Annotated in this window: 18 protein-coding genes; 7 read left to right on the top strand and 11 right to left on the bottom strand. The window is 68.3% G+C overall.

Features of this window, described 5'->3' with window-relative positions; all coding sequences use genetic code 11:
* Nucleotides 1-16: 16 nt before the first annotated feature.
* The 3 genes from LGR64_RS27745 to LGR64_RS27755 form a co-directional block, all read right to left on the bottom strand.
* A complete protein-coding gene (locus tag LGR64_RS27745) occupies nucleotides 17-1,045 on the bottom strand; it encodes an acyl-CoA dehydrogenase (RefSeq protein WP_141833032.1) in 1,029 nt (342 codons plus the stop codon).
* 84 nt (nucleotides 1,046-1,129) lie between these two features.
* The gene (locus LGR64_RS27750) at nucleotides 1,130-2,287 is read right to left on the bottom strand and encodes an acyl-CoA dehydrogenase family protein (RefSeq protein WP_141833034.1); all 1,158 of its coding nucleotides are present in this window, start codon (nucleotides 2,285-2,287) and stop codon (nucleotides 1,130-1,132) included.
* A gap of 88 nt (nucleotides 2,288-2,375) precedes the next feature.
* Entirely contained in the window at nucleotides 2,376-4,439 is a 2,064-nt protein-coding gene (locus tag LGR64_RS27755) for an acetoacetate--CoA ligase (protein ID WP_230357420.1), read from the bottom strand.
* Nucleotides 4,440-4,634: 195 nt separating this feature from the next.
* Here LGR64_RS27755 and LGR64_RS27760 point away from each other — a divergent pair, with 195 nt between their 5' ends.
* From LGR64_RS27760 to LGR64_RS27770, 3 genes are all read left to right on the top strand, one after another.
* A complete protein-coding gene (locus tag LGR64_RS27760; RefSeq protein WP_012202026.1) occupies nucleotides 4,635-5,942 on the top strand; it encodes a solute carrier family 23 protein in 1,308 nt (435 codons plus the stop codon).
* Between the two features lie 207 nt (nucleotides 5,943-6,149).
* A complete protein-coding gene (locus tag LGR64_RS27765; protein ID WP_230357422.1) occupies nucleotides 6,150-7,664 on the top strand; it encodes an acetyl-CoA hydrolase/transferase family protein in 1,515 nt (504 codons plus the stop codon).
* 129 nt (nucleotides 7,665-7,793) lie between these two features.
* Nucleotides 7,794-8,267, top strand: a complete 474-nt coding sequence (locus LGR64_RS27770; RefSeq protein WP_012202024.1) for a hotdog fold thioesterase — start codon at nucleotides 7,794-7,796, stop codon at nucleotides 8,265-8,267.
* On the opposite strand, the gene LGR64_RS27775 is transcribed toward LGR64_RS27770, so the two are convergent.
* From LGR64_RS27775 to LGR64_RS27800, 6 genes are read right to left on the bottom strand one after another with little or no spacing between them, the layout of a single operon-like run.
* The gene (locus tag LGR64_RS27775) at nucleotides 8,268-8,981 is read right to left on the bottom strand and encodes an ABC transporter ATP-binding protein (protein ID WP_409333513.1); all 714 of its coding nucleotides are present in this window, start codon (nucleotides 8,979-8,981) and stop codon (nucleotides 8,268-8,270) included.
* Nucleotides 8,974-9,732, bottom strand: coding sequence for an ABC transporter ATP-binding protein (locus LGR64_RS27780; protein WP_141833040.1), 759 nt, complete (start codon nucleotides 9,730-9,732; stop codon nucleotides 8,974-8,976). Before LGR64_RS27780 ends, LGR64_RS27775 begins: the two co-directional genes overlap by 8 nt.
* The gene (locus LGR64_RS27785; protein WP_141833042.1) at nucleotides 9,725-10,801 is read right to left on the bottom strand and encodes a branched-chain amino acid ABC transporter permease; all 1,077 of its coding nucleotides are present in this window, start codon (nucleotides 10,799-10,801) and stop codon (nucleotides 9,725-9,727) included. Before LGR64_RS27785 ends, LGR64_RS27780 begins: the two co-directional genes overlap by 8 nt.
* A gap of 3 nt (nucleotides 10,802-10,804) precedes the next feature.
* Nucleotides 10,805-11,677 carry a branched-chain amino acid ABC transporter permease gene (locus LGR64_RS27790; RefSeq protein WP_074921168.1) on the bottom strand — a complete coding sequence of 291 codons (873 nt, stop codon included), beginning with the start codon at nucleotides 11,675-11,677 and terminating at the stop codon, nucleotides 10,805-10,807.
* A gap of 42 nt (nucleotides 11,678-11,719) precedes the next feature.
* Entirely contained in the window at nucleotides 11,720-12,883 is a 1,164-nt protein-coding gene (locus LGR64_RS27795) for an ABC transporter substrate-binding protein (protein WP_141833044.1), read from the bottom strand.
* Between the two features lie 58 nt (nucleotides 12,884-12,941).
* Nucleotides 12,942-14,498: a benzoate-CoA ligase family protein gene (locus tag LGR64_RS27800; protein WP_126311550.1), complete on the bottom strand. Its 1,557-nt coding sequence runs from the start codon at nucleotides 14,496-14,498 to the stop codon at nucleotides 12,942-12,944.
* 174 nt (nucleotides 14,499-14,672) lie between these two features.
* Between LGR64_RS27800 and LGR64_RS27805 the strand changes: the two genes are divergently transcribed.
* The 4 genes from LGR64_RS27805 (at nucleotide 14,673) to boxA (ending at nucleotide 20,276) form a co-directional block, all read left to right on the top strand.
* A complete protein-coding gene (locus tag LGR64_RS27805; RefSeq protein ID WP_230357424.1) occupies nucleotides 14,673-15,587 on the top strand; it encodes a helix-turn-helix transcriptional regulator in 915 nt (304 codons plus the stop codon).
* 194 nt (nucleotides 15,588-15,781) lie between these two features.
* Nucleotides 15,782-17,452: a 2,3-epoxybenzoyl-CoA dihydrolase gene (gene boxC, locus LGR64_RS27810; RefSeq protein WP_141833046.1), complete on the top strand. Its 1,671-nt coding sequence runs from the start codon at nucleotides 15,782-15,784 to the stop codon at nucleotides 17,450-17,452.
* Nucleotides 17,453-17,490: 38 nt separating this feature from the next.
* Nucleotides 17,491-18,918 carry a benzoyl-CoA 2,3-epoxidase subunit BoxB gene (gene boxB, locus LGR64_RS27815; protein ID WP_047217550.1) on the top strand — a complete coding sequence of 476 codons (1,428 nt, stop codon included), beginning with the start codon at nucleotides 17,491-17,493 and terminating at the stop codon, nucleotides 18,916-18,918.
* Nucleotides 18,919-18,944: 26 nt separating this feature from the next.
* Complete coding sequence (gene boxA / locus LGR64_RS27820; protein ID WP_141833048.1) at nucleotides 18,945-20,276, top strand: benzoyl-CoA 2,3-epoxidase subunit BoxA; 1,332 nt, start codon at nucleotides 18,945-18,947, stop codon at nucleotides 20,274-20,276.
* Here the strand turns inward: boxA and LGR64_RS27825 are convergent.
* A complete protein-coding gene (locus LGR64_RS27825; RefSeq protein ID WP_141833050.1) occupies nucleotides 20,270-21,031 on the bottom strand; it encodes an aspartate/glutamate racemase family protein in 762 nt (253 codons plus the stop codon). The two genes, boxA and LGR64_RS27825, sit on opposite strands and share 7 nt — an antisense overlap.
* A gap of 14 nt (nucleotides 21,032-21,045) precedes the next feature.
* Nucleotides 21,046-21,927, bottom strand: a complete 882-nt coding sequence (locus tag LGR64_RS27830) for an amino acid ABC transporter substrate-binding protein (RefSeq protein ID WP_012202010.1) — start codon at nucleotides 21,925-21,927, stop codon at nucleotides 21,046-21,048.
* Between the last annotated feature and the right edge of the window lie 64 nt (nucleotides 21,928-21,991).

Genomic DNA, 21,991 nt, shown 5'->3' on the forward strand with positions numbered 1-21,991 from the left:
TTCCTTCGAGAGCCTGTCAGGCGGTGATATTGGCGGTGATATCGGTGGTGGAACGGATCAGATCCAGCGTGCTGCCCGCGTGGCCATGGACCAGCGCGGCACCCGCCACGCCATGCCAGTACGACTCGGAGCCGGCCGTCTGGCGCCAGGCATGCAGGCGGCGCGTGAGCAGTTGCAGGTCGTATTCCTCGGTGAAGCCCATGGCGCCGTGGATGGCGTGGGCCGCCTCGGCCACGGCCAGCGCGGCCTGGCTGCAGCGCGCCTTGGCCACGGCCACGCGCAGCCGATCGGGGAAGATGCCCTGCCCCGCGCAGCCCAGCCGGGCGGCCATGCGCGCGGCGAAGACATGCTCGCTCATCACCGCCAGCTGGTGCTGAATGGCCTGGAACTTGCCGATGGGGCGCCCGAACTGCTGGCGGTCATTCGCATACTGCAGCGTGCGCTGGAACACCTCCATGAGCGCGCCCGCAAGCTGCGCCGCCACCAGGCCGGCCTGCAGCGTGCGCAGGTCCAGCCCATCCGTCAGGGCGATAGCGGGAGCAGGCGCCGCGCGGACCTGATCGGCGCTCCAGCGCAGGTTCACGTCCAGGCAGAAGGCCGCCGGCTCGGACTGCGCCTGCGCCACGGGCAGCAGGCTACAGCCCTGCGCATGCTGCACCAGCACGCTGTCCGCCACCGCTCCCAGGCGCACGGGTGCGCAGTGCAGGCTGCCATCCGGCTGGAGCAGGCCTTGCGCCAACGCGATGGCGCCTGGTGGACGCTCCGCCCCCGCGCCAGCCAGCAGCGCGCGCGCCAGCATGGTCTCGCCCAGCGGCACGGGCAGCGCATGGGCGCCGGCCTGCGACCACACATCGAACAGCTGCGCCAGCGCCAGCCCCGCGCCGCCCGCGTGCTCAGGCACCAGGGCATCGGCAAAGCCGGCCTGCTCCAGCGATTGCCACAGCGCCCGGGGCGAGCCCCCGGCCTCGATGGCGCGCACCCGCGCGGGCGTGCACTCGCCCTGCAGCAACTGGCGTGCGGCATCGGCAAACAAATCGTCTTCCATGTCTCTCTCCATTCATGACACATGACGCCAGGCCTTGGGCGTTCCGTTTGAAACTGGCGCGCCCCAACTCAGGGGGAACCTTATTCAACGCAGGCCGAGGCCACGCGCGATCATTCCGCGCAGGATGTCGCGCGTGCCGCCGCGCAGCGAATACGAAGGAGCAACCTCCGTCACGTAGTTGAGGGTGCGCAGCAGCTCGAGCGGAACCTCGGACGCCTCGCGTGCGAACAGGTCGTCGGCGATGGCGGCGGGAATGGACTGCTCCAGCGTCGTGCCCAGCTCCTTGACCAGGGCCGCCTCGACGATGGGGCTTTCGCCGCGCACCAGCTTGTCCTGCACGGCCACCGACATGGCGCGCAGCGGGGCCAGCTCGGTGAACACGCGGCCGGCCAGGCGCAGCGCGCCTTCGCTGCGCTCGCCCGTTGCACGCAGCCAGGCCAGCCATTCGTCGAACAGCACGATGCTGGAGAACAGCCGCTCGGGTCCGCTGCGTTCGAAGGCCAGCTCGGCCGTGACCTGCTCCCAGCCCTGGCCTTCCTGGCCGATCAGGGCGTCGGGCGGCAGCTGCACGTTGTCGAAGAAGACTTCGCAGAAATGGCTGTCGCCCGAGAGGTCGGTGATGGGCCGCACGGTCACGCCCGGCAGCGACAGGTCCACGATGACCTGGGACAGCCCCTTGTGCCGGTCACCCGCATCGCCCGAGGTGCGCACCAGGGCGATCATGTAGTGGCAGTGGTGGGCGTTGGTGGTCCAAATCTTCTGGCCGTTGAGCACGAAGCCCTTGTCGTTCGGCACGGCGCGCGTCTTCACGCTGGCCAGGTCCGAGCCCGCGCCGGGCTCGCTCATGCCGATGCAAAAGAAGGCCTCGCCCCGGCAGATGCGCGGCAGGTAGAACCGCTTTTGCGCCTCGGTGCCGTACTTGAGGATCAGCGGGCCGCTCTGGCGGTCGGCAATCCAGTGCGAGCCCACGGGCGCGCCGCAGGCCAGGTATTCCTCCACCAGCACGTAGCGCGTGAAGGCGCTGCGCCCGCCGCCGCCGTACTCGCGCGGCAGGGTGACGCCTATCCAGCCCTTTTCGCCCAGCTGCCGGCTCAATTCGGCGCTGTAGCCGCCCCAGGAGCGCGCACGCACATGGGGCGGCAGGCCGCTTATGGCCTGGGCGAGGAAGGCGCGAACCTCGGCGCGCAGGGCTTCGTCCTCGGCGGGGATGCGGGTCAGGGCAAGGGAATCAAGCACGCTCATTGCAGGGCTCCATGGTTGGACCCCACTCTAGGCAGCCGGTCTGTCGCAGTCCAATATTAAAAACCGAGCCACTGATACCGTTTGAATATCAGGCGGCCTGTGCCTTGGCATGCTGCGCCGCAAAGCCCACATACCAGTCCAGGCAGCCCGGGTTGGCCATGGCCTCCTTGTTGACCACCTTGTCCAGCGGCTGGCCCAGCATCAGCTTCTTGATGGGCAGCTCCTGCTTCTTGCCGCTGAGCGTGCGCGGGATCTCGGCCACCTGCACGATCTCGTCGGGCACGAAGCGCGGCGACAGGGCTTGGCGGATGGCGCCCTGCAGGCGCGCGCGCAGGGCGTCGTCCAGATCCACGCCCGGGCGCAGCACCACGAACAGCGGCATGTAGCTTTCGCGGCCCAGGTATTCGAGGTCCACGACCATGGAGTCCAGCACTTCGGGCAGGGCCTCGACGGCGCTGTAGATCTCGCTGGTGCCCATGCGCAGGCCGTGGCGGTTGATGGTGGCGTCGCTGCGGCCGTAGATGATGCAGCCGCCCTCCGGGAGGATGCGTATCCAGTCGCCGTGGCGCCAGACCGGGCCCATGGCGGCGGGGCCGTCGCCGCCGCCGGGCGCGCGGCCATGGCCGGCCGGGTACATGTCGAAGTAGCTGGACAGGTAGCGCTTGCCGTCCGCATCGCCCCACAGGTACAGGGGCATGGAGGGGATGGGCTGGGTGCAGACCAGCTCGCCCACCTCGTCGATGACGGGCTGGCCCTGCTCGTTCCAAGCCTCCACGGCCGCGCCCAGCTGGCGGCACTGCATGATGCCCGGCTGCTGGGGCAGTTCGCGGTGGCCACCGATGAAGGCGCCCGCGAAGTCGGTGCCCCCCGAGATGTTGTTCCACCAGATGTCAGGCCGCCCCATGCCTGCGAACTGCGCCGTGCCCCAGCTTTGCACCTCCGGCGACAGCGGCGAGCCCGTGGTGCCCAGGCTGCGGATGCGCGACAGGTCGCCGCACTGGGCCAGGTCCACGCCGGCCTTCATGCAGTTGGCGTAAAAGGCCGCGCCCGAGCCGAAGCTGGTCACGCCGGTCTCGGCCGCGAAGCGCCACAGCACGCCCCAGTCGGGCCTGTCCTTGCTGCCGCCGGGGCTGCCGTCGAAGATCACGCAGGTGGTGCCGCCCAGCAGGCCCGAGACCTGGGCATTCCACATCACCCAGCCCGTGGAGCTGTACCAGTGGTAGCGCTCGCCCCAGCTGTTGGGGTGGTAGCTGCAGCCCACGTCGTTGTGCAGGGCCTTGAGCTGCAGGGCCACCAGCACCATGCCGCCATGGCCGTGGACGATGGGCTTGGGCAGGCCGGTGGTGCCGCTGGAGTAGACGATCCACAGCGGGTGGTCGAAAGGCAGCCATTCGGGCTCGAAGGCCGCCGTGGCCGCGTCGTCGCGCGCCGTGACCTGGCCGTAGTCGGCGGCATCGGCCAGGCTGGCCTGCAGGTCCAGGTTGGGCACAAGGACCACATGCTCCACGCTGGGCAGGCCTGCGCGCAGCTCGGCCAGCACGGCCATGCGGTCGATATCGCGCCCGGCGTAGTGCACGCCATCGACGGCGATCAGCGCCTTGGGTGCGATCTGGCGAAAGCGGTCCAGCACCGCGTTGGTGCCCATGTCGGGCGCGCAGATGCTCCACACGGCGCCCAGGCTGGCCGTGGCCAGCAGGGCGACCATGGCCTCGGGGATGTTGGGCAGGTAGGCAGCCACGCGGTCGCCGCGGCCCACGCCCTGGGCCTTCAGGTGCAGGGCCAGGGCGGCGACCTGGCGGCGCAGGTCGGGCCAGGACAGTTCGCGGTGGCGGCCCGTCTCGTTGCGGCTGACCACGGCGGGCATGCCGGCCGCATGGGCGGCATCCACATGGCGCAGCGCCTGGCGCGTGTAGTTGATCTGGGCACCCGGAAACCACTGGGCGCCGGGCATGGTGTTGCGCTCCAGCACGGCCGTGTGCGGCGTGGGCGACTGCAGCGCGTTGTAGTCCCAGATGCTTTGCCAGAAGGCGTCCAGGTCGGTCACCGACCAGCGCCACAGGGCGTCGTAGCTGTCGAACTGCAGGCCATGGCGCTCGCGCAGCCAGTCCTGGTACAGGCGGATCTGGGGGATGAAGGCAGGGGTATGGCTCATGACCGGCCACGGTACGCGCGCGCTGCCCGCGAGCCCAGACGGGAAAGCCACTAGCCTGGCACCTGGGCGACAAAGTCTGCGGGCCGGATCGCGTATCTCCGCACAAACACTGGGAAAAAATTTCCGCTCCACCCCACCTGCCAGAAAACAAATGCCTCTAATATCGCGCCAATTTTTTACAAGGAGCGATGCCACATGGGCCTTTTCCAATGGACGGAAAAATCCGCCAACCAGCTGCAACGGGGAGGCGTGATCGGCCCCGATGAGCGCCTGCCCTGGCCCCAGACCGGGCTGATGGGCATACAGCACGTGATCGCCATGTTCGGCTCCACCGTGCTGGCGCCCATCCTCATGGGGTTCGACCCCAACGTGGCCGTGCTCATGAGCGGCATCGGCACGCTGATCTTCTTCCTGATCACGGGCGGCAAGGTGCCCAGCTACCTGGGTTCGTCCTTTGCCTTCATCGGCGTGGTGATCGCAGCCACGGCCTATGGCGGCAAGGGCGCCAACGGCAACATCGGCGTGGCGCTGGGCGGCATCATTGCCTGCGGCGCGGTCTATGCGCTGATCGGCCTGGTGGTGCAGATGGTGGGCACGCGCTGGATCGAGCGCTTCATGCCGCCCGTGGTCACGGGCGCCGTGGTGGCCGTGATCGGGCTGAACCTGGCGGCCATACCCGTCAAGAACATGGCGGCCAACAACTTCGAGTCGTGGATGCAGGCCCTGACCTTCGTCTGCGTGGGCCTGGTGGCCGTGTTCACGCGCGGCATGGTGCAGCGCCTGCTGATCCTGGTGGGCCTGATCGCCGCCAGCCTGCTGTACGGCCTGTTCACCAATGTCCTGGGCATGGGCAAGCCCGTGGACCTGTCGGGCGTGATCAATGCCGCCTGGTTCGGCCTGCCCCAGTTCCACGCGCCCGTGTTCAGCGGCCCGGCCATGGTGCTCATCGTGCCCGTGGTCATCATCCTGGTGGCCGAGAACCTGGGCCACATCAAGGCCGTGACCGCCATGACGGGCAAGAACCTGGACCAGTACATGGGCCGGGCCTTCATCGGCGACGGCGTGGCCACCATGGTCAGCGGCGCGGCCGGCGGCACCGGCGTGACCACCTATGCCGAGAACATCGGCGTGATGGCCGCCACGCGCATCTACTCGACGGCCGTGTTCTTCGTGGCCGCCGTCCTGGCCGTGCTGCTGGGCTTCTCGCCCAAGTTCGGCGCGCTGATCCAGGCGATCCCGCTGCCCGTGATGGGCGGCGTGTCCATCGTGGTGTTCGGTCTGATCGCCGTGGCCGGCGCCAAGATCTGGGTGGACAACCGCGTGGACTTCTCGCAGAACAAGAACCTGATCGTGGCGGCCATCACCCTGATCCTGGGCACGGGCGACTTCACGCTCAAGTTCGGCGACTTCGCGCTGGGCGGCATCGGGACCGCGACTTTCGGCGCCATCATCCTGTACGCGCTGCTGGATCACGCACGCGACGATCAGCCACTGATCCATTGAATGTGAGCACACGCAAACATTCTTTGAGCCTTTGACTGCGCGGCAGGGCCTTTACGGGGAAACCCGAGGACCCCTGCCAGCGCTGCTACCATCGGTTTCCGGAGATATACCGCCCTTGCGTTCTTGCATGGGGCGGTTTTTTTTAGGCTTGCAAGCCAGCGCTGCGGCACCCTGCCGGCTGGCGCGAGCCGTCAGCCGGAGCCATAGATGTCCCTCGCAGACCGCGTACGTTTCCCAGAATTCCTTTCGCGCACCATGACGGCCGAGCAGGCCGCCGCCCTGATCCCCCACGGCGTCAACGTCGGCATGAGCGGATTCACGGGCGCGGGCTACCCCAAGGCCCTGCCCCAGGCCATCGCCCAGCACGCCAAGAGCGAACACGCGGCCGGCAGGCCCTACAAGATCAATGTCTGGACCGGCGCCTCCACGGCCGCCGAGATGGACGGCGCTCTGGCCGAGGCCGGCGCACTGGGCCAGCGCCTGCCCTTCAACACCGACCCGACCTGCCGCGCCAGGATCAATGCCGGCGAGATCGACTTCATCGACATGCACCTGTCCCACGTGGCCCAGCATGCGTGGTTCGGCTTCCTGGGCCCCATGAGCGTGGCCGTGGTCGAGGTGCTGGGCGTGACCGAGGACGGGCGCCTCATCCCCTCCACCGCCGTGGGCAACAACAAGACCTGGCTGGAGATCGCCGACAAGGTGATCCTGGAGGTCAACACCAAGCCGCCGGCCAAGATGGAAGGCATGCACGACATCTACTACGGCACGGCCATCCCGCCGCGCCGCGTGCCCATTGCCCTGACCCATGCCGATGACCGCATCGGCGAGCCCTACCTGCGCGTGGACCCGGCCAAGGTGGTCGCCGTGGTCGAGACCCACAAGGGCGACCGCGACAACGTCTTCGCCCAGCCCGACGCCAACTCCAACCTGATCGCCGCGTCCATCATCGACTTCCTCGCGCACGAGATGAAGATGGGCCGCCTGCCCAAGGAGATGCTGCCCATCCAGTCGGGCGTGGGCAACGTGGCCAACGCCGTGCTGGCCGGCCTGCTGACGGGGCCGTTCGAGAACCTGCTGGGCTTCACCGAGGTGCTGCAGGACGGCATGCTGGACCTGCTGCGCGCGGGCAAGATGAGCAAGGCCTCGGCCACCTCGATCTCGCTGTCCGGCAGCGCCTACAGGGACTTCGAGGAGAACATCGACTTCTACCGCGAGCGCATCATCCTGCGCCCCCAGGAGATCAGCAACCACCCCGAGCTGGTGCGCCGCCTGGGCGTGATCGCCATGAACTCCATGATCGAGGCCGACATCTACGGCAACATCAACTCCACCCACGTCATGGGCACGGGGATGATGAACGGCATCGGCGGCTCGGGCGACTTCGCGCGCAACGGCTACCTGTCCTTCTTCGTCACGCCCTCGGTGGCCAAGGGCGGCAAGATCAGCTGCATCGTGCCCATGTGCTCGCACGTGGACCATACCGAGCACGACACGCAGATCATCGTCACCGAGCAGGGCCTGGCCGACCTGCGCGGCCTGTCGCCGCGCAAGCGCGCCCAGGTCATCATCGACCGCTGCGCCCATCCCGACTTCCGTCCCCAGCTGCAAGACTACTTCGACCGCGCCCAGCACCAGGGCGCGCTGCACACGCCGCACATCCTGGGCGAAGCGCTGAGCTGGCACCAGCGCTTTGTCGAAACGGGCGACATGCGCGCCTGAACCGCGCAAGCGCGCCAGCGCGCAGTCTCCTGGGCTACAGGCAGCCATCGGCATGGCTGCCTGGACTGGCGTAGCATGCAAGGACGGCCCACGGGGCCGTCTTTTTCGTTGCACCACAGGACTTCTCCCATGCCGATCTGGAAGCGCAGCTTCACCCTTGAAGACATCACCTCGCTGAGCGCCGACACGGCCGTCTCGCACCTGGGCATCGAGTTCACCGAGATCGGTGACGACTTCCTGCGCGGCCGCGTGCACGTGGACCAGCGCACCTGCCAGCCCTACGGCATCCTGCACGGTGGCGTGAACGTGGTGCTGGCCGAAACCCTGGGCTCGGTGGCCGCGGCCTGCTCCATCCCCGAAGGCTGGCGCAGCGTGGGCCTGAACGTCTCGGCCAACCATGTGCGCGCCGCGCGCCAGGGCTGGGTCACGGGCACGGCCCGCCCCGTGCACCTGGGCCAGACCACCCATGTCTGGGCCATCGAACTGCACGACGAAACCGGCCGCCTGACCTGCACCTGCAGCCTGACCATGGCGCTGCTGCCGCCCACGCATGCGCAGAACGTCAAGCTCGCGGCGCAGCCGCCGGTGGCGGCCCAGCCCTGATCAAACCCCCAGCAACTCCGACAGGCGCTCCGGCTGCGCCAGCAGTTCCCGCGAGTCGGCCTGCAGCGCCAGCCGGCCCTTGGCCATGACCACGGCGCGGTCGGTGTGGGCCAGGACCTTTTTGTAGTCGCGGTCCACGATCAGGGTGGAGATGCCGGTGCTGCGGATGGCGGCGATCACGCGCCAGATTTCGGCGACGACCAGGGGGGCCAGGCCTTCGGTGGCTTCGTCGAGGATGAGCAGGCGCGGGTGTGTCATCAGCGCGCGGCCTATGGACAGCATCTGCTGCTCGCCGCCAGAGAGCTGGTCGCCGCCGTTGGCCAGGCGCTCCGCGAGCCGGGGGAAGGTGTCGAGCACGCGCTCCAGCGTCCAGTGGCGCTCGCCCTGCAGGCCGGGGCGGGCGCTCATGACCAGGTTCTCGCGCACGCTGAGGTTGGGGAAGATGCCGCGCCCCTCTGGCACATAGCCAATGCCCAGCCGCGCCATGCGCTCGGGCGGCGCGCCCGTGCAGTCGCGGCCATCGGCGCGCAGGCGGCCGGAGCGTGCCGGAACATAGCCCATGAGCGTGCGGATCAGCGTGGTCTTGCCCATGCCGTTGCGTCCCAGCAGGCCCACGGCCTGGCCCGCGCCCAGCGCCAGGCTCACGCCCTGCAGGATGTGGCTGTCGCCGTAGTAGGTATGCAGCTCGTCGATGGCGAACATGGGCTCACTCATGGTCTTCTCCCAAGTAGGCTGTACGCACGACCGGATCGACACGGATCTGCGCGGGCGTGCCCGTGGCCACCACGCTGCCGTTGACCATCACGGTGATGCGGTCGGCGATGCGGAACACGGCGTCCATGTCGTGCTCGACCAGCAGTACCGCATGGCCGCGCTTGAGCTCCTGCAGCAGGGCCAGCATGCGCTCGGTTTCCTCGGCGCCCATGCCGGCCAGCGGCTCGTCCAGCAGCAGCACGCGCGGGCCGGTGGCCAGGCACATGGCCACTTCCAGCTGGCGCTTGGCGCCATGGCTCAGCGTGCCGGCCACGGCCAGCGCCTGCCCGGCCAGGCCCGCACGCTCCAGGGCCGCATGGGCCTGGCGCAGGCTGACCGCGCAGCGCTGTGCGGACAGGCCCAGCTGCCAGGGCCTGAGCGCCATCTGCGCCTGGGCCGCGAGCCGGCAGTTCTCCAGCGCCGAGAACTCGGGAAAGATGGTGGTGCGCTGGTAGCTGCGGCCCACGCCGGCACGCGCGCGCCGGGGCTGGGGCATGCGCGTGACGTCCTGGCCCGCGAGCGCGATGCGCCCCGCGCTGGCCACCAGTTCGCCCGAGAGCATGTTGACCAGGGTGGACTTGCCCGCGCCGTTGGTGCCGATCACGGCATGGACCTCGCCCTCATGCAGGTCCAGGTCCACGCCGCCCACGGCCGTGAGCCCGCCGAAGCGGCGCGTGAGGCCGCGCACCGAAAGCAGTGCCGCATCAGCCATGGTCGGCCTCCTTGTGGCGGGCCTCGTTGTGCACTCCGGCGCGTTGCCGTGCGAGGCCCGCCAGCCCGATCAGCCCCATCAGTCCTTTCGGCAGCAGGGCCACGAGCACGATGATGGCCAGGCCCAGGCTCAGCTGCCAGTGGTCGGCCATGGGACCGACGATGGCATGCGTGGACAGCACCTCCTTGAGCGCGATGAAGGCCACCGTGCCGAGCACGGCGCCGCGCAGCGAGCCCAGGCCGCCGAGGATGACCATCAGCAGCACCTCGCCCGAGTGGTGCCAGGACAGCAGCTCGGGGTTGACCACGGCATCGCGCACCGCCAGCAGAAAGCCCGCCACGCCAGCCAGCATGCCGGCCAGCACGAAGGCCGCGAGCTTGTACCCGTAGGTGGTGAAGCCGGCCGCACGCATGCGCTGTTCGTTGACGCGTATGCCCGCCAGCGCCGCGCCGAAGCGCGACTGGCGCAGCCCGGCCAGGAAGGCATAGACCAGCACCAGGGCCGCCAGCACCACGTAGTACTGCACGCGCGGGATTTCCATGTTGATGGCGCCCAGCGCGGGCCGGGCCATCAGGTAGATGCCATCGCTGCCGCCGCCGATGCCCGTGTCGTGGACCACGAAGTAGGCCATCTGTGCGAAGGCCAGCGTCACCATGATGAAGTAGATGCCGCGCGTGCGCAGGCTCAGCAGGCCCACCAGCAGCGCATAGCCGCCCGAGGCCAGCAGCGCCCAGCCCAGCATGGCCGGCAGGCTGCCGCCCTCGTTGCCTGCGGACAGCACGGCGGCATAGGCGCCCAGGCCCATGAAGGCCGCATGCCCCAGGCTCACCAGGCCCGTGCCGCCCACCAGCAGCTGCAGGCTGAGCGCGAAGATGGCCAGGATCATGGTCTTGACCACCAGGCCCGACAGATAGTCCGACCACCAGGGGCCGGCCAGCGCCAGCAGCGCCACGCAGGCCAGCGGCACGGCGCAGGCCTGCCATCGGCAGGCGCGCTGCGGCATCTCTACGGGCTGCGCGGGCTGCACGGCGGCCGCCAGCAGGGCCGGAGAAGGATTGGATACGGCCATTGTTCAGCTCCTTTGCCCCATCAGGCCCTGGGGCCGCCACACCAGCACCACCGCCATCAGCAGGTAGACGCTCATGCCGCTGAGCTCCTGGAAGAACAGCTTGCCGAAGGTATCGACAAAGCCCACCAGCAGCGAGGCCAGCAGCGCGCCCGTGATCGAGCCGATGCCGCCGATCACCACCACCACGAAGCAGATGATGAGCACGTTGCCGCCCATGCCCGGATAGACCGAACTCATGGGCGCGGCGATCATGCCCGCCAGTGCCGCCAGCGCCACGCCGATGGCGAAGACGATGCGGTACAGGCGCTTCACGTCGATGCCCAGGCCGCGCACCATGTCGCGGTTGCTGGCGCCCGCGCGCACCATCATTCCCAGGCGCGTGCGGTTGACCACCCAGTACAGCGCCAGCGCCACCAGCAAGCACACGCACGAGGCGAACAGCCGGTACCACGGATAGCTCATGAGCCCGCCCAGCGAGAAGCTGCCCGACAGCCAGCCGGGCAGCGGCACGCCATGCACGTCATTGCCCGCCAGCAGCGAGCGCAGCTCCTCGAACACCAGGATCAGCCCGAAGGTCATCAGCACCTGCTGCAGGTGCTCGCGCTCGTAGAGGTAGCTGAAGAAGGCCCACTCCAGCGCATAGCCCAGCACCACGGTCAGCGCCACGCCGGCCAGCAGCATGGTGATGAAGTGCTGGCCCAGCAGCGGGGACAGCGCAAAGGCCATGTAGGCGCCGATCATGTAGAAGCTGCCATGGGCCAGGTTGATCACGCCCATGATCCCGAAGATCAGCGTCAGGCCCGAGGCCAGCAGGAACAGCAGCAGCCCGTACTGGACGGCGTTCAGGCACTGCACGAGAAAGGTGGCAAGGTCCATGGCGATGTCCGTATGCGTCCGTATATGAGTGCGCCCCGCGCCTCACATGCGGCAGCCGCGGCCGGTATCGCCCAGGGCCTTGATGGCCACGCCCATGCGCTGGTTCTCCTTGCCCACGACCTTGCGCAGGTACATGTCCTGCACGGGGTTGTGCGACTTGCTGATGGTGAAGTCGCCGCGCGGGCTGGGGATGGTGGCCTTCTCGATGGCCTGGCGGAACTCGGCCTTCTTCGCGATGTCGCCGCCCGCCGCCTTCAGGCCCACGCCCAGCATCTGGGCGGCGTCGTAGCCCTGCACGGCATACACATCGGGCATCAGCTTGTAGGCCTGGGCATAGGCGGAGCGAAAGCGCCGGTCGCGCTCCGTGCCCAGCTCGTCGGCGTAGTGCAGCGTGGTCAGCACGCCCTGGGCGGCCTCGCCCTGGGCCTCCAGCGTGCCGTCGGTCAGAAAGCCCGAGCCGTACAGCGGAATGGTCTTGTGCAGGCCGGCCGCGTGGTAGTCCTTGACGAACTTGACGGCGCCCGCGCCCGCGAAGAAGGCAAACACCGCATCGGGCCTGGCGGCCGCGATCTCGGTCAGCAGGGCCTGGAACTCCACGTTGGGAAAGGGCACGGTGAGCTGCTTGCTGACCTTGCCGCCCTCCTTCTCGAAGCCTTCCTTGAAGGCATTGGTCATCTCCTCGCCGGCCGCGTATTTCCAGGTGATGGTCATGGCGGTTTTCTTGCCTTCCTGCCTGGCCGCCACCACGCCCATGGGATAGGAGGACTGCCAGTTGGAGAAGGACGAACGGAAGATGTTGGGCGCGCACATGGCGCCCGTGACCGCATCGGCGCCCGCATTGGGCACGATGAGCACGGTGCCGCTTTCCTTGGCCGCGCGCGCCATGGCCATGGCCACGCCTGAATGCACGGTGCCCACCAGCACATCGACCTTGTCGCGCTTGATCAGGCGGTTGACGTTGTCCGTGGCCTTGGCCGGATCGGACTCGTCATCGACCTTGAAGAACTCGATCTCGCGCCCGCCCAGCCTGCCGCCCTGCTCGTTCACGAACATGCGAAAGCCGTTTTCTATGGCCGAGCCCAGCGCCGCATAGGTGCCGCTGTAAGGCAGCATGAAGCCGACCTTGATCCTGTCCTGCGCATATGCGCCGCAGGACAGGGAGGCCATCAGGGCGAGGACGGCCCAGTGTTTGCGATCGGTGTTCATGTGTGTCTCCTTGTGGTCGATGGGTCTTGCTTTTGTCAGGGGAATCGGAAGGGGCTGTTCAGCCGACGCTGGCTTCGCGTTCACGCAGGCGGAAACGCTGGATCTTTCCGGTGGCGGTCTTGGGAAGTTCGTCCACGAACTCGATGAAGCGCGGGTACTTGTAGGCGGCCAGGCGCTGCTTCACGAAGGCCTTGAGCTCGGCCTCGGTGGCGCTGCAGCCGTCCTTGAGCACGACGAAGGACTTGGTCTTGAGCAGGCCGTCGGCGTCGGTCTTGCCGATCACGGCGGCCTCCAGCACGGCCGGGTGCTGCATCAGCGTGGCCTCGACCTCGAAGGGCGAGACATAGATGCCGCTGACCTTGAGCATGTCGTCGCTGCGCCCGGCATAGGTGTAGTAGCCATCGGCGTCGCGCACGTACTTGTCGCCGCTCTTGAGCCAGCCGCCCTGGAAGGTCTCGCGCGTCTTGTCGCGGTTGCCCCAGTACATGAGGGCGGCGCTGGGGCCCTGGATGAACAGGTCGCCCACCTCGCCATCGGCCACGGGGCGGCCGTCCTCGCCGCGCAGCTCCACGCGGTAGCCGTCCACGGGCTTGCCCGTGGTGCCGTAGCGGATGTCGCCGGGCCGGTTGGACAGGAAGATGTGCAGCATCTCGGTGGAGCCGATGCCGTCCACGATGTCGGCGCCGAAATGCGCCTTGAAGCGCTGGGCGATCTCCGCCGGCAGCGCCTCGCCGGCCGAGGAGCACATGCGCAGGCTGACCTGCTCGCGCGCGGGCAGCAGGGGCGAGGCCAGCATGCCCGCAAAGCCCGTGGGCGCGCCGAAGAACACCGTGGGCCGGTGCTGCACCCAGCGCGCAAAGGTGGCCTCGGGCGTGGGCCGCTCGGCCATCAGCAGCACGGTGGCGCCCACGCTCAGCGGAAAGCTCAGGGCATTGCCCAGGCCGTAGGCGAAGTAGAGCTTGGCGGCGGAAAAGCAGATGTCGCCCTCGCCCAGGCCCAGCACCGGGCCGCCATAGAGTTCGGCCGTCCAGTACGGATTGGCATGCGTGTGGACCGCGCCCTTGGGCTTGCCCGTGGAGCCCGAGGAATACAGCCAGAAGCCCGGGTCATCGCCCAGCGTGGGCGCCGGTGCGGGCAGCGGCGGCTGCGCCGCCAGCCAGGGCTGCATCGGCGCAAAGCCTGCTGCGCGCGCCGCCGCTTCGTCGCCGGCCACCCAGACATGGCGCACCTCGTTGGGCGCCCGGTCCAGCGCCTGGCGCAGCAGGGGCAGCAGCGCATCGCAGGTCAGCACGGCCTGGGCGCGGCTGTGGCCCAGCATGTAGGCGTAGTCGTCGGCCGTGAGCAAGGTGTTCACCGCCACCGGCACCACGCCCGCATACAGCGCGCCCAGAAAGGCCACGGCCCATTCATGGCGGTCGTGCATGAGCAGCAGCACGCGCTCCTCGCGGTGGATGCCCGCCGCCAGCAGGCCGCTGGCCATGCGCTGCGCCTGCTGCTGCAGCTGGCCGTAGCTCAGCGTGCCGTGGTCGTCGATGTAGGCGATCTTGCCGGGCCGCCCCTCATTGAGCGCGAACAGGTGCGCAGCGAAATTGAAGGGCTGGGTGAAGTCGATCATCGGGGTCTCCTTCGACATCGGGCATCCGGCCCGACTTGTGATCTTCCGCACAACATGCAATATTGTGCGTGTACCAGAAAGATAGTTAGAACACCATCGAGCGTCAAGCACTATATTGCATGGCTGGTGTTAACCCCGACTGTTTATCATTCACGCCCTCTTCAAGGAAACTCTATGGACCAGTTCGAGACGGCAGCCCAGTCCGCCGGGGCGGCGGATTCCCTCTCAGAAGCCCCCAGGAACCAGGTGCTGCAGGCGCTGGGCGAGCGTGTGCGCAGCCTGCGCTCGCGCCGGGGCATGACGCGGCGCGCCCTGGCGGCGGCGGCCGATGTCTCGGAGCGCCACCTGGCCAACCTCGAATACGGCACGGGCAATGTGTCGGTGCTGGTCCTGCACCATATTGCACAGGCCCTGCAATGCTCCATGGCCGAGCTGCTGGGCGACGTGACCACCACCAGCGCCGAATGGCTGCTGATCCGCGAACTGCTGGAAGGCCGCGATGAAGAGGATCTGCGCCGCGTGCGCCTGGCCGCAGGCGAGCTGCTGGGCACGGCGCCCAGCGACCGCCAGCGCCACACGCGCATCGCCCTGATCGGCCTGCGCGGCGCGGGCAAGTCCACGCTGGGCCGCATGCTGGCCGAGCAGCTGGGCGTGTCCTTCCTCGAACTCAACCAGGAAATCGAGCGCATTGCGGGCTGCAGCGTGCGCGCCATCCACGATCTGTACGGTGCCAACGCCTACCGCCGCTACGAGCGCCGCGCGCTGGAGGAGGCCGTGCAGATCTACAGCGACGTGGTCATCGCCACGCCGGGCGGCATCGTCTCCGACCCGGCCACCTTCAACGAGCTGCTGTCGCACTGCACCACGGTCTGGCTCAAGGCCCAGCCCGAGGAGCACATGGCCCGCGTCGTGGCCCAGGGCGACACCCGCCCCATGGCCGCCAATCCCGAGGCCATGGACGATCTGCGCAGCATCCTCGAAGGCCGCGCCGGCTTCTACGCCAAGGCCGACCACGTGGTGGATACCAGCGGGCAGACGCTGGAGCAGAGCTTCGATCAGCTGAAGGCACTGTTCCTGCCCGCACGCTGAGACGGCGGCAGCAACCCACGGCATCCAGGCCCCAGGCCTGGATTTTTTTCGCCTGTGCTGGCTGGTGTTTACCCTGGATATGGCCAAAACACGCACTATCGTGCGTGTTGCTGCGTGCATTTTCTGAATGAATCTGCATAATTGTGCCTGCACCGTATCTGCAACTGCACTATTTTTCATCCAAGAGGCCGTCCATGCACCCGTCCAGCCCCACTGTCGATTACCGCACCGAGCCCGCCCAGTACCGCCACTGGTCGTTCACCGTCGAGGGCGCCATCGCCCGCATGCAGCTGAACATCGCCGAGGACGGCGGCATACGGCCCGGCTACAAGCTCAAGCTCAACAGCTACGACCTGGGCGTGGACATCGAGCTGCACGACGCGCTCAACCGCATCCGTTTCGAGCATCCGCAGGTGCGCACCGTCATCGTCACCAGCGGGCGCGACCGCATCTTCTGCTCGGGCGCCAACATCTTCATGCTGGGCGTGTCCAGCCATGCCTGGAAGGTGAACTTCTGCAAGTTCACGAACGAGACGCGCAACGGCATCGAGGACAGCTCGCGCCATTCGGGCCTGAAGTTCCTGGCCGCCGTCAACGGCGCCTGCGCGGGCGGCGGCTACGAGCTGGCCCTGGCCTGCGACGACATCGTGCTGATCGACGACCGCTCCTCCTCCGTCTCCCTGCCCGAGGTGCCGCTGCTGGGCGTGCTGCCCGGCACGGGCGGCCTCACGCGCGTGACCGACAAGCGCCATGTGCGCCATGACCTGGCCGACATCTTCTGCACCAGCGTGGAAGGCGTGCGCGGCCAGCGCGCCGTGGACTGGCGCCTGGTCGATGCCGTGGCCAAGCCCGCGCAGTTCGAGGCCGTGGTGGCCCAGCGCGCGCAGCGCCTGGCCGAGGGCAGCACGCGCCCCGCCAATGCGCAGGGCATCACGCTCACGCGCCTGGAGCGCGAGGCCACGGACGACGCGCTGCACTACCGCCATGTCAGCGTGCAGATCGACCGCGCGCGCCGCTGCGCCACGCTGACCGTGAAGGCGCCCACGCTTGGGCAAGGCCCGCAGCCCGCAAGCATCGAAGCCATCGAGCAGGCCGGCGACGCCTGGTGGCCGCTGGCCATGGGCCGCGAGCTGGACGACGCCATCCTGCACCTGCGCACCAACGAGCTGGACGTGGGCACCTGGCTGCTCAAGACCGAAGGCGATGCCGCCGGCGTGCTGGCCGCAGACGCCGCCCTGCTGGCCCACCAGGACCACTGGCTGGCGCGCGAGACGCTGGGCCTGCTGCGCCGCAGCTTTGCGCGGCTCGATGTGTCCTCGCGCACGCTGTTCGCGCTGATCGAGCCCGGCTCCTGCTTCGTGGGCATGCTGGCCGAGCTGGCCTTCGCGGCCGACCGCGCCTACATGCTGGTGCTGCCCGATGACACCGAGCGCGCCCCGCGCATCCAGCTGGACGAATTCAATTTCGGCCTGCTGCCCCTGGTCAACGACCAGTCGCGCCTGCAGCGCCGCTTCTACGAGGAGGCCGCACCGCTGGAAGCCGCGCGCGCCGCCACGGGCCGCGCGCTGGACGGCGACCAGGCCCTGGCCCTGGGCCTGGTCACGGCCGCGCCCGACGACATCGACTGGGACGACGAGATCCGCATCGCCATGGAAGAGCGCGCCGCCATGTCACCCGATGCGCTCACGGGCCTGGAGGCCAACCTGCGCTTTGCCAGCCGCGAGAACATGGTCACGCGCATCTTCGGGCGCCTGTCGGCCTGGCAGAACTGGATCTTCAACCGCCCCAATGCCGTGGGCGACAAGGGCGCTCTCAAGCTCTACGGCACGGGCCAGAAGGCCGGCTTCGACTTCAACCGCGTCTGACCGCAGGCACGCCCCGAAACATCCACGGAGACCCCACCATGAGCGCCATCAACTACAGCGAGAAGATCCCCAACAACGTCAACCTCGGCGAAGACCGCACCCTGCAGCGCGCGCTGGAGAGCTGGCAGCCCAACTTCCTGAACTGGTGGGGCGACGTGGGCCCCGAAGGCTCCACCGACTACGACGTCTACCTGCGCACCGCCATCAGCGTGGACCCCCAGGGCTGGGCCCAGTTCGGCCACGTGAAGATGCGCGACTACCGCTGGGGCATCTTCCTGAACCCGGCCGAGGCCGACCGCAAGGTGCACTTCGGCGACCACGCGGGCGAGAAGGCCTGGCAGGACGTGCCCGGCGAGCACCGCGCCAACCTGCGCCGCATCATCGTCACCCAGGGCGACACCGAGCCCGCCTCGGTGGAGCAGCAGCGCCACCTGGGCCTGACCGCGCCGTCCATGTACGACCTGCGCAACCTGTTCCAGGTCAACGTGGAGGAAGGCCGCCACCTGTGGGCCATGGTCTACCTGCTGCACAAGCACTTCGGCCGCGACGGCCGCGAGGAGGCCGAGGCCCTGCTGGAGCGCCAGTCGGGCGACGAGAACAACCCGCGCATCCTGGGCGCCTTCAACGAGAAGACGCCCGATTGGCTGTCCTTCTTCATGTTCACCTACTTCACCGACCGCGACGGCAAGTTCCAGCTGGCCGCGCTGGCCGAGAGCGCCTTCGACCCGCTGGCGCGCACCACCAAGTTCATGCTGACCGAGGAGGCCCACCACATGTTCGTGGGCGAGTCCGGCGTCTCGCGCGTGCTGCAGCGCACCTGCCAGGTCATGAACGAGCTGCGCACCGACGACGTGGGCCGCCTGCGCGCGGCCGGCGTGATCGACCTGCCCACGCTGCAGCGCTACCTGAACTTCCACTACAGCGTGACCATCGACCTGTTCGGCGCCGACCAGTCCAGCAATGCCGCCACCTTCTACAGCAGCGGCCTCAAGGGCCGCTACGAGGAAGGCAAGCGCGCGGACGACCACCGCCTGCACGACCAGCACTACAAGGTGTTGGAGGTCGTGGACGGCAGGCTGCAGGAAAAGGAAGTTCCCATGCTCAACGCGCTCAACGAGGTGCTGCGCGACGACTACATCAAGGACTCCAACGCGGGCGTGGGCCGCTGGAACAAGGTCATGGAAAAGGCCGGCATCGATTTCCGCCTCACCGTGCCGCACAAGGCCTTCAACCGCCAGATCGGCGCGCTGGCCGGCGTGCGCATGAGCCCCGACGGCCGCGTGGTCAGCGAGCAGGAATGGCGCATGCGCGAGGCCGAATGGCTGCCCACGGACGCCGACCGCGCCTTCGTCGCCTCGCTCATGGGCCGCTGCGTGGAGCCGGGCCAGTTCGCGGGCTGGATCGCGCCGCCGGTCATGGGCATCAACCGCCAGCCCGTGGATTTCGAATACGTGCGCTTCAACTGAAGCGCCGCGACAGCAGGGAGTCGCCCATGACAGTCGCCTTGGTAGAACACGGCATCCTCACGCAGCACCTGATCGACCCGGAGATCTGCATACGCTGCAACACCTGCGAGGCCACCTGCCCCGTGGGCGCCATCACGCACGATGACCGCAACTACGTGGTCCTGGCCGAGCAGTGCAACGGCTGCATGGACTGCGTCTCGCCCTGCCCCACTGGCGCCATCGACAACTGGCGCAAGGTGCCGCTGGCGAGCGCCTATCCCGTGGCCGAGCAGTTGCTCTGGGACGAGCTGCCCGAGGAGCTGCCGCCTGAGGCGCTGGTCCAGGCACTGGTTCAGGCACAGGCCACAGTGGACGCACCCGCCGCCGAGGACCTGAGCCAGGCCCAGGCCGTGATCGCGGCGGCCGCCACGCGCGGTGCGGATGCGGCCCGGCCCGATGACCAGGCCGATACCCAGGTGTTCCGCAGCGCCAGCTACGGCGCCACCGTGCCGCCCTGGTCGGCCGCCCATCCGTACACCAACCTGCATGGCCCCAGGAGCCCCGTCACGGCCACCGTGGTCGGCAACCTCAACTGCACGGAGGCGGGATTCGACAGCGAGACCCACCACATCGTGCTGGACTTCGGCAGCCAGCCGTTCCCCGTGCTCGAAGGCCAGTCCATCGCCGTCATCGCGCCCGGCACCGATGCCCAGGGCCGCCCGCATGTGGCGCGCCAGTACTCGGTGGCCAGTGCGCGCAATGGCGAGCGGCCCGGCTACAACAACCTGGCGCTGACCGTGAAACGCGTCACCCAGGACCACCAGGGCCGCCCCGTGCGCGGCGTGGCCAGCAACTACCTGTGCGACGCACGCATCGGCGACAGGGTCCAGGTCATAGGCCCGTTCGGCCAGTCGTTCCTGATGCCCAACCATCCCCGCTCGCACATCGTGATGATCTGCACGGGCACGGGCAGCGCCCCCATGCGCGCCATGACCGAATGGCGCAGGCGGCTGCGCAAGAGCGGCAGGTTCGAGGGCGGCAAGCTCATGCTGTTCTTCGGCGCACGCACGCCGCAGGAGCTGCCCTACTTCGGCCCGCTGCAAAGCCTGCCGCGCGACTTCATCGACAACAACCTGGCCTTCTCGCGCGTGGCCGGCCAGCCCCGGCGCTACGTGCAGGATCTGCTGCGCGAACGTGCGGCCGACCTGGCTGCCCTGCTGCGCGACGACAACGCGCACTTCTACGTCTGCGGGCTCAAGAGCATGGAGGAAGGCGTGGTGCTGGCACTGCGCGACGTGGCGCAGCAAGCCGGGCTGGACTGGGAACAGATCGGTACACGCCTCAAGCGCGAAGGCCGGCTGCATCTGGAGACTTATTGAATCGCCACAGGCCCATACGCATCGCTGGCCAGGGCCTGGGCCAGGATCCAGGCCGGATCCACCAGCTCGGCACCGCGCGCCAGCGGCGACTGCGGCAGGGCCAGCGGGATCTCGGTGCAGCCCATGATCACGGGCACATCGCCATGGCGCTGCAGCAGCGGCGCCAGCACCTCGCCGAAACAGCGCGCGGCCAGGTCCATGTCGCCCTGCTTGACGCCGTCATAGATGCCCTGCATCAGCCTCGCGCGGCCTTGTGCATCGGGCTGCAGCGCGGTGATGCCGCACTCCCTCAGCGCCGCGTCGTACAGGCCGCTGTCATAGGTGCCCTGCGTGGCCAGCACGATGGCCTGCTGCGCGCCGCCGGCCTGCAGGTGCAGGGCGGCCTGGCGTGCGATGTGCAGCACATGCAGCTGCGGAAACAGCGCCTGCAGCTGCCCATGCCAGGCATGGGCCGTGTTGCAGGCCAGGGCCACGCTGCGCACGCCCAGCGCCGCCATGCGGCCCACGCCCTGCAGCAGGTGCTGGGCCGGCCCCGTGGGCGACTGAGGGTCCGCGCGCAGCGCGGCGCTGCGGTCGGGCATGGGCAGCTGCACCAGCCAGTGCTCGGGATAGGCTTGGTCATGCACGGGCAGGCCCTGCTGCTGCAGGTGCGCCGTGCAGGCCTGCACGAACAGGCGCACGAAATCCGCGCCTGCGGCCGGGCCCATGCCCCCGAGAATGCCCACCGCGCGCGGGGGCTGAAGCTGCTGCTGCATGCTGCGATCCGAAATCAAAAAGCGGGTTTGTCGCTGAGGTCCTGCAGGTTTTTCTGCAATTGCTCGCTCATCGGCAGACCCAGGGCCACGTTCCTCGGGGCAATGGGCTGCATGAACCACTTGTCATAGAGCCTGGCGAACGCGCCCGACTTCATCATGTCGCCGATCACGCCATCGACCAGCTGCTTGAACTGGGGGTCGTCCTTGCGCAGCATGCAGGCATAGGGCTCGACCTGCAGCGAGTCGGCCACCACCTCGAAGTCCCCGGGATTCTTGGCCGTGGGGATCAGGCCGAAGAGCAGGATGTCGTCCATGCCGAAGGCCGCGGCGCGGTCGTTCTCCACCAGCAGAAAGCCGTCCGCATGGTCCTTGGCCATGACGATGTTCATGCCCCAGGCCTTGTCGGCATTGGCCTTGCGCAGCACCTGCAGGTTGGTGGTTCCCGTGGTGATGGCCACGGTCTTGTCCTTGAGGTCGGCGTAGTTTTTGATGCCCGAGCTCTTCTTCACCAGCAGCCGCGTGCCTGTGTAGAAATGGTTGATGGCAAAGGCCACTTCCTTGCCGCGCACCGTGTTGTTGGTGGTCGAGCCGCATTCCAGGTCGATGGTGCCGTTGGCCAGCAGCGGCATGCGGTTCTGCGAGGTCACGGCCTGCCACTGCACCTTGAGATCGGGCCGGTTCACCGCCTTCTTCACGGCCTCGGCCACGGCCTGGGACATCTCCACCGTCATGCCAATGGGCTTGCCGTTGTCCAGGTAGCTGAAGGGCACGGAGGACTCACGGTAGGCCAGCGTGATGCGGCCGCTGTCGCGCACCTTGGCCAGCGTGTCGGCATGGGCCGCAGCCAGGCCGCCCAGGGCCAGGGCCGCGCACAGCGCGGTGGTGTGAAGTTGCATGCTTGTCTCCTCGTCTTTGGTGGATGTGCGGCCAGTGTAGGAAGAGCGGCGGCCTTTGCGGAAT

It is taken from the genome of Delftia sp. Lp-1, assembly GCF_020523835.1.
Taxonomy (GTDB): Bacteria; Pseudomonadota; Gammaproteobacteria; order Burkholderiales; family Burkholderiaceae_C; genus Comamonas; species Comamonas acidovorans.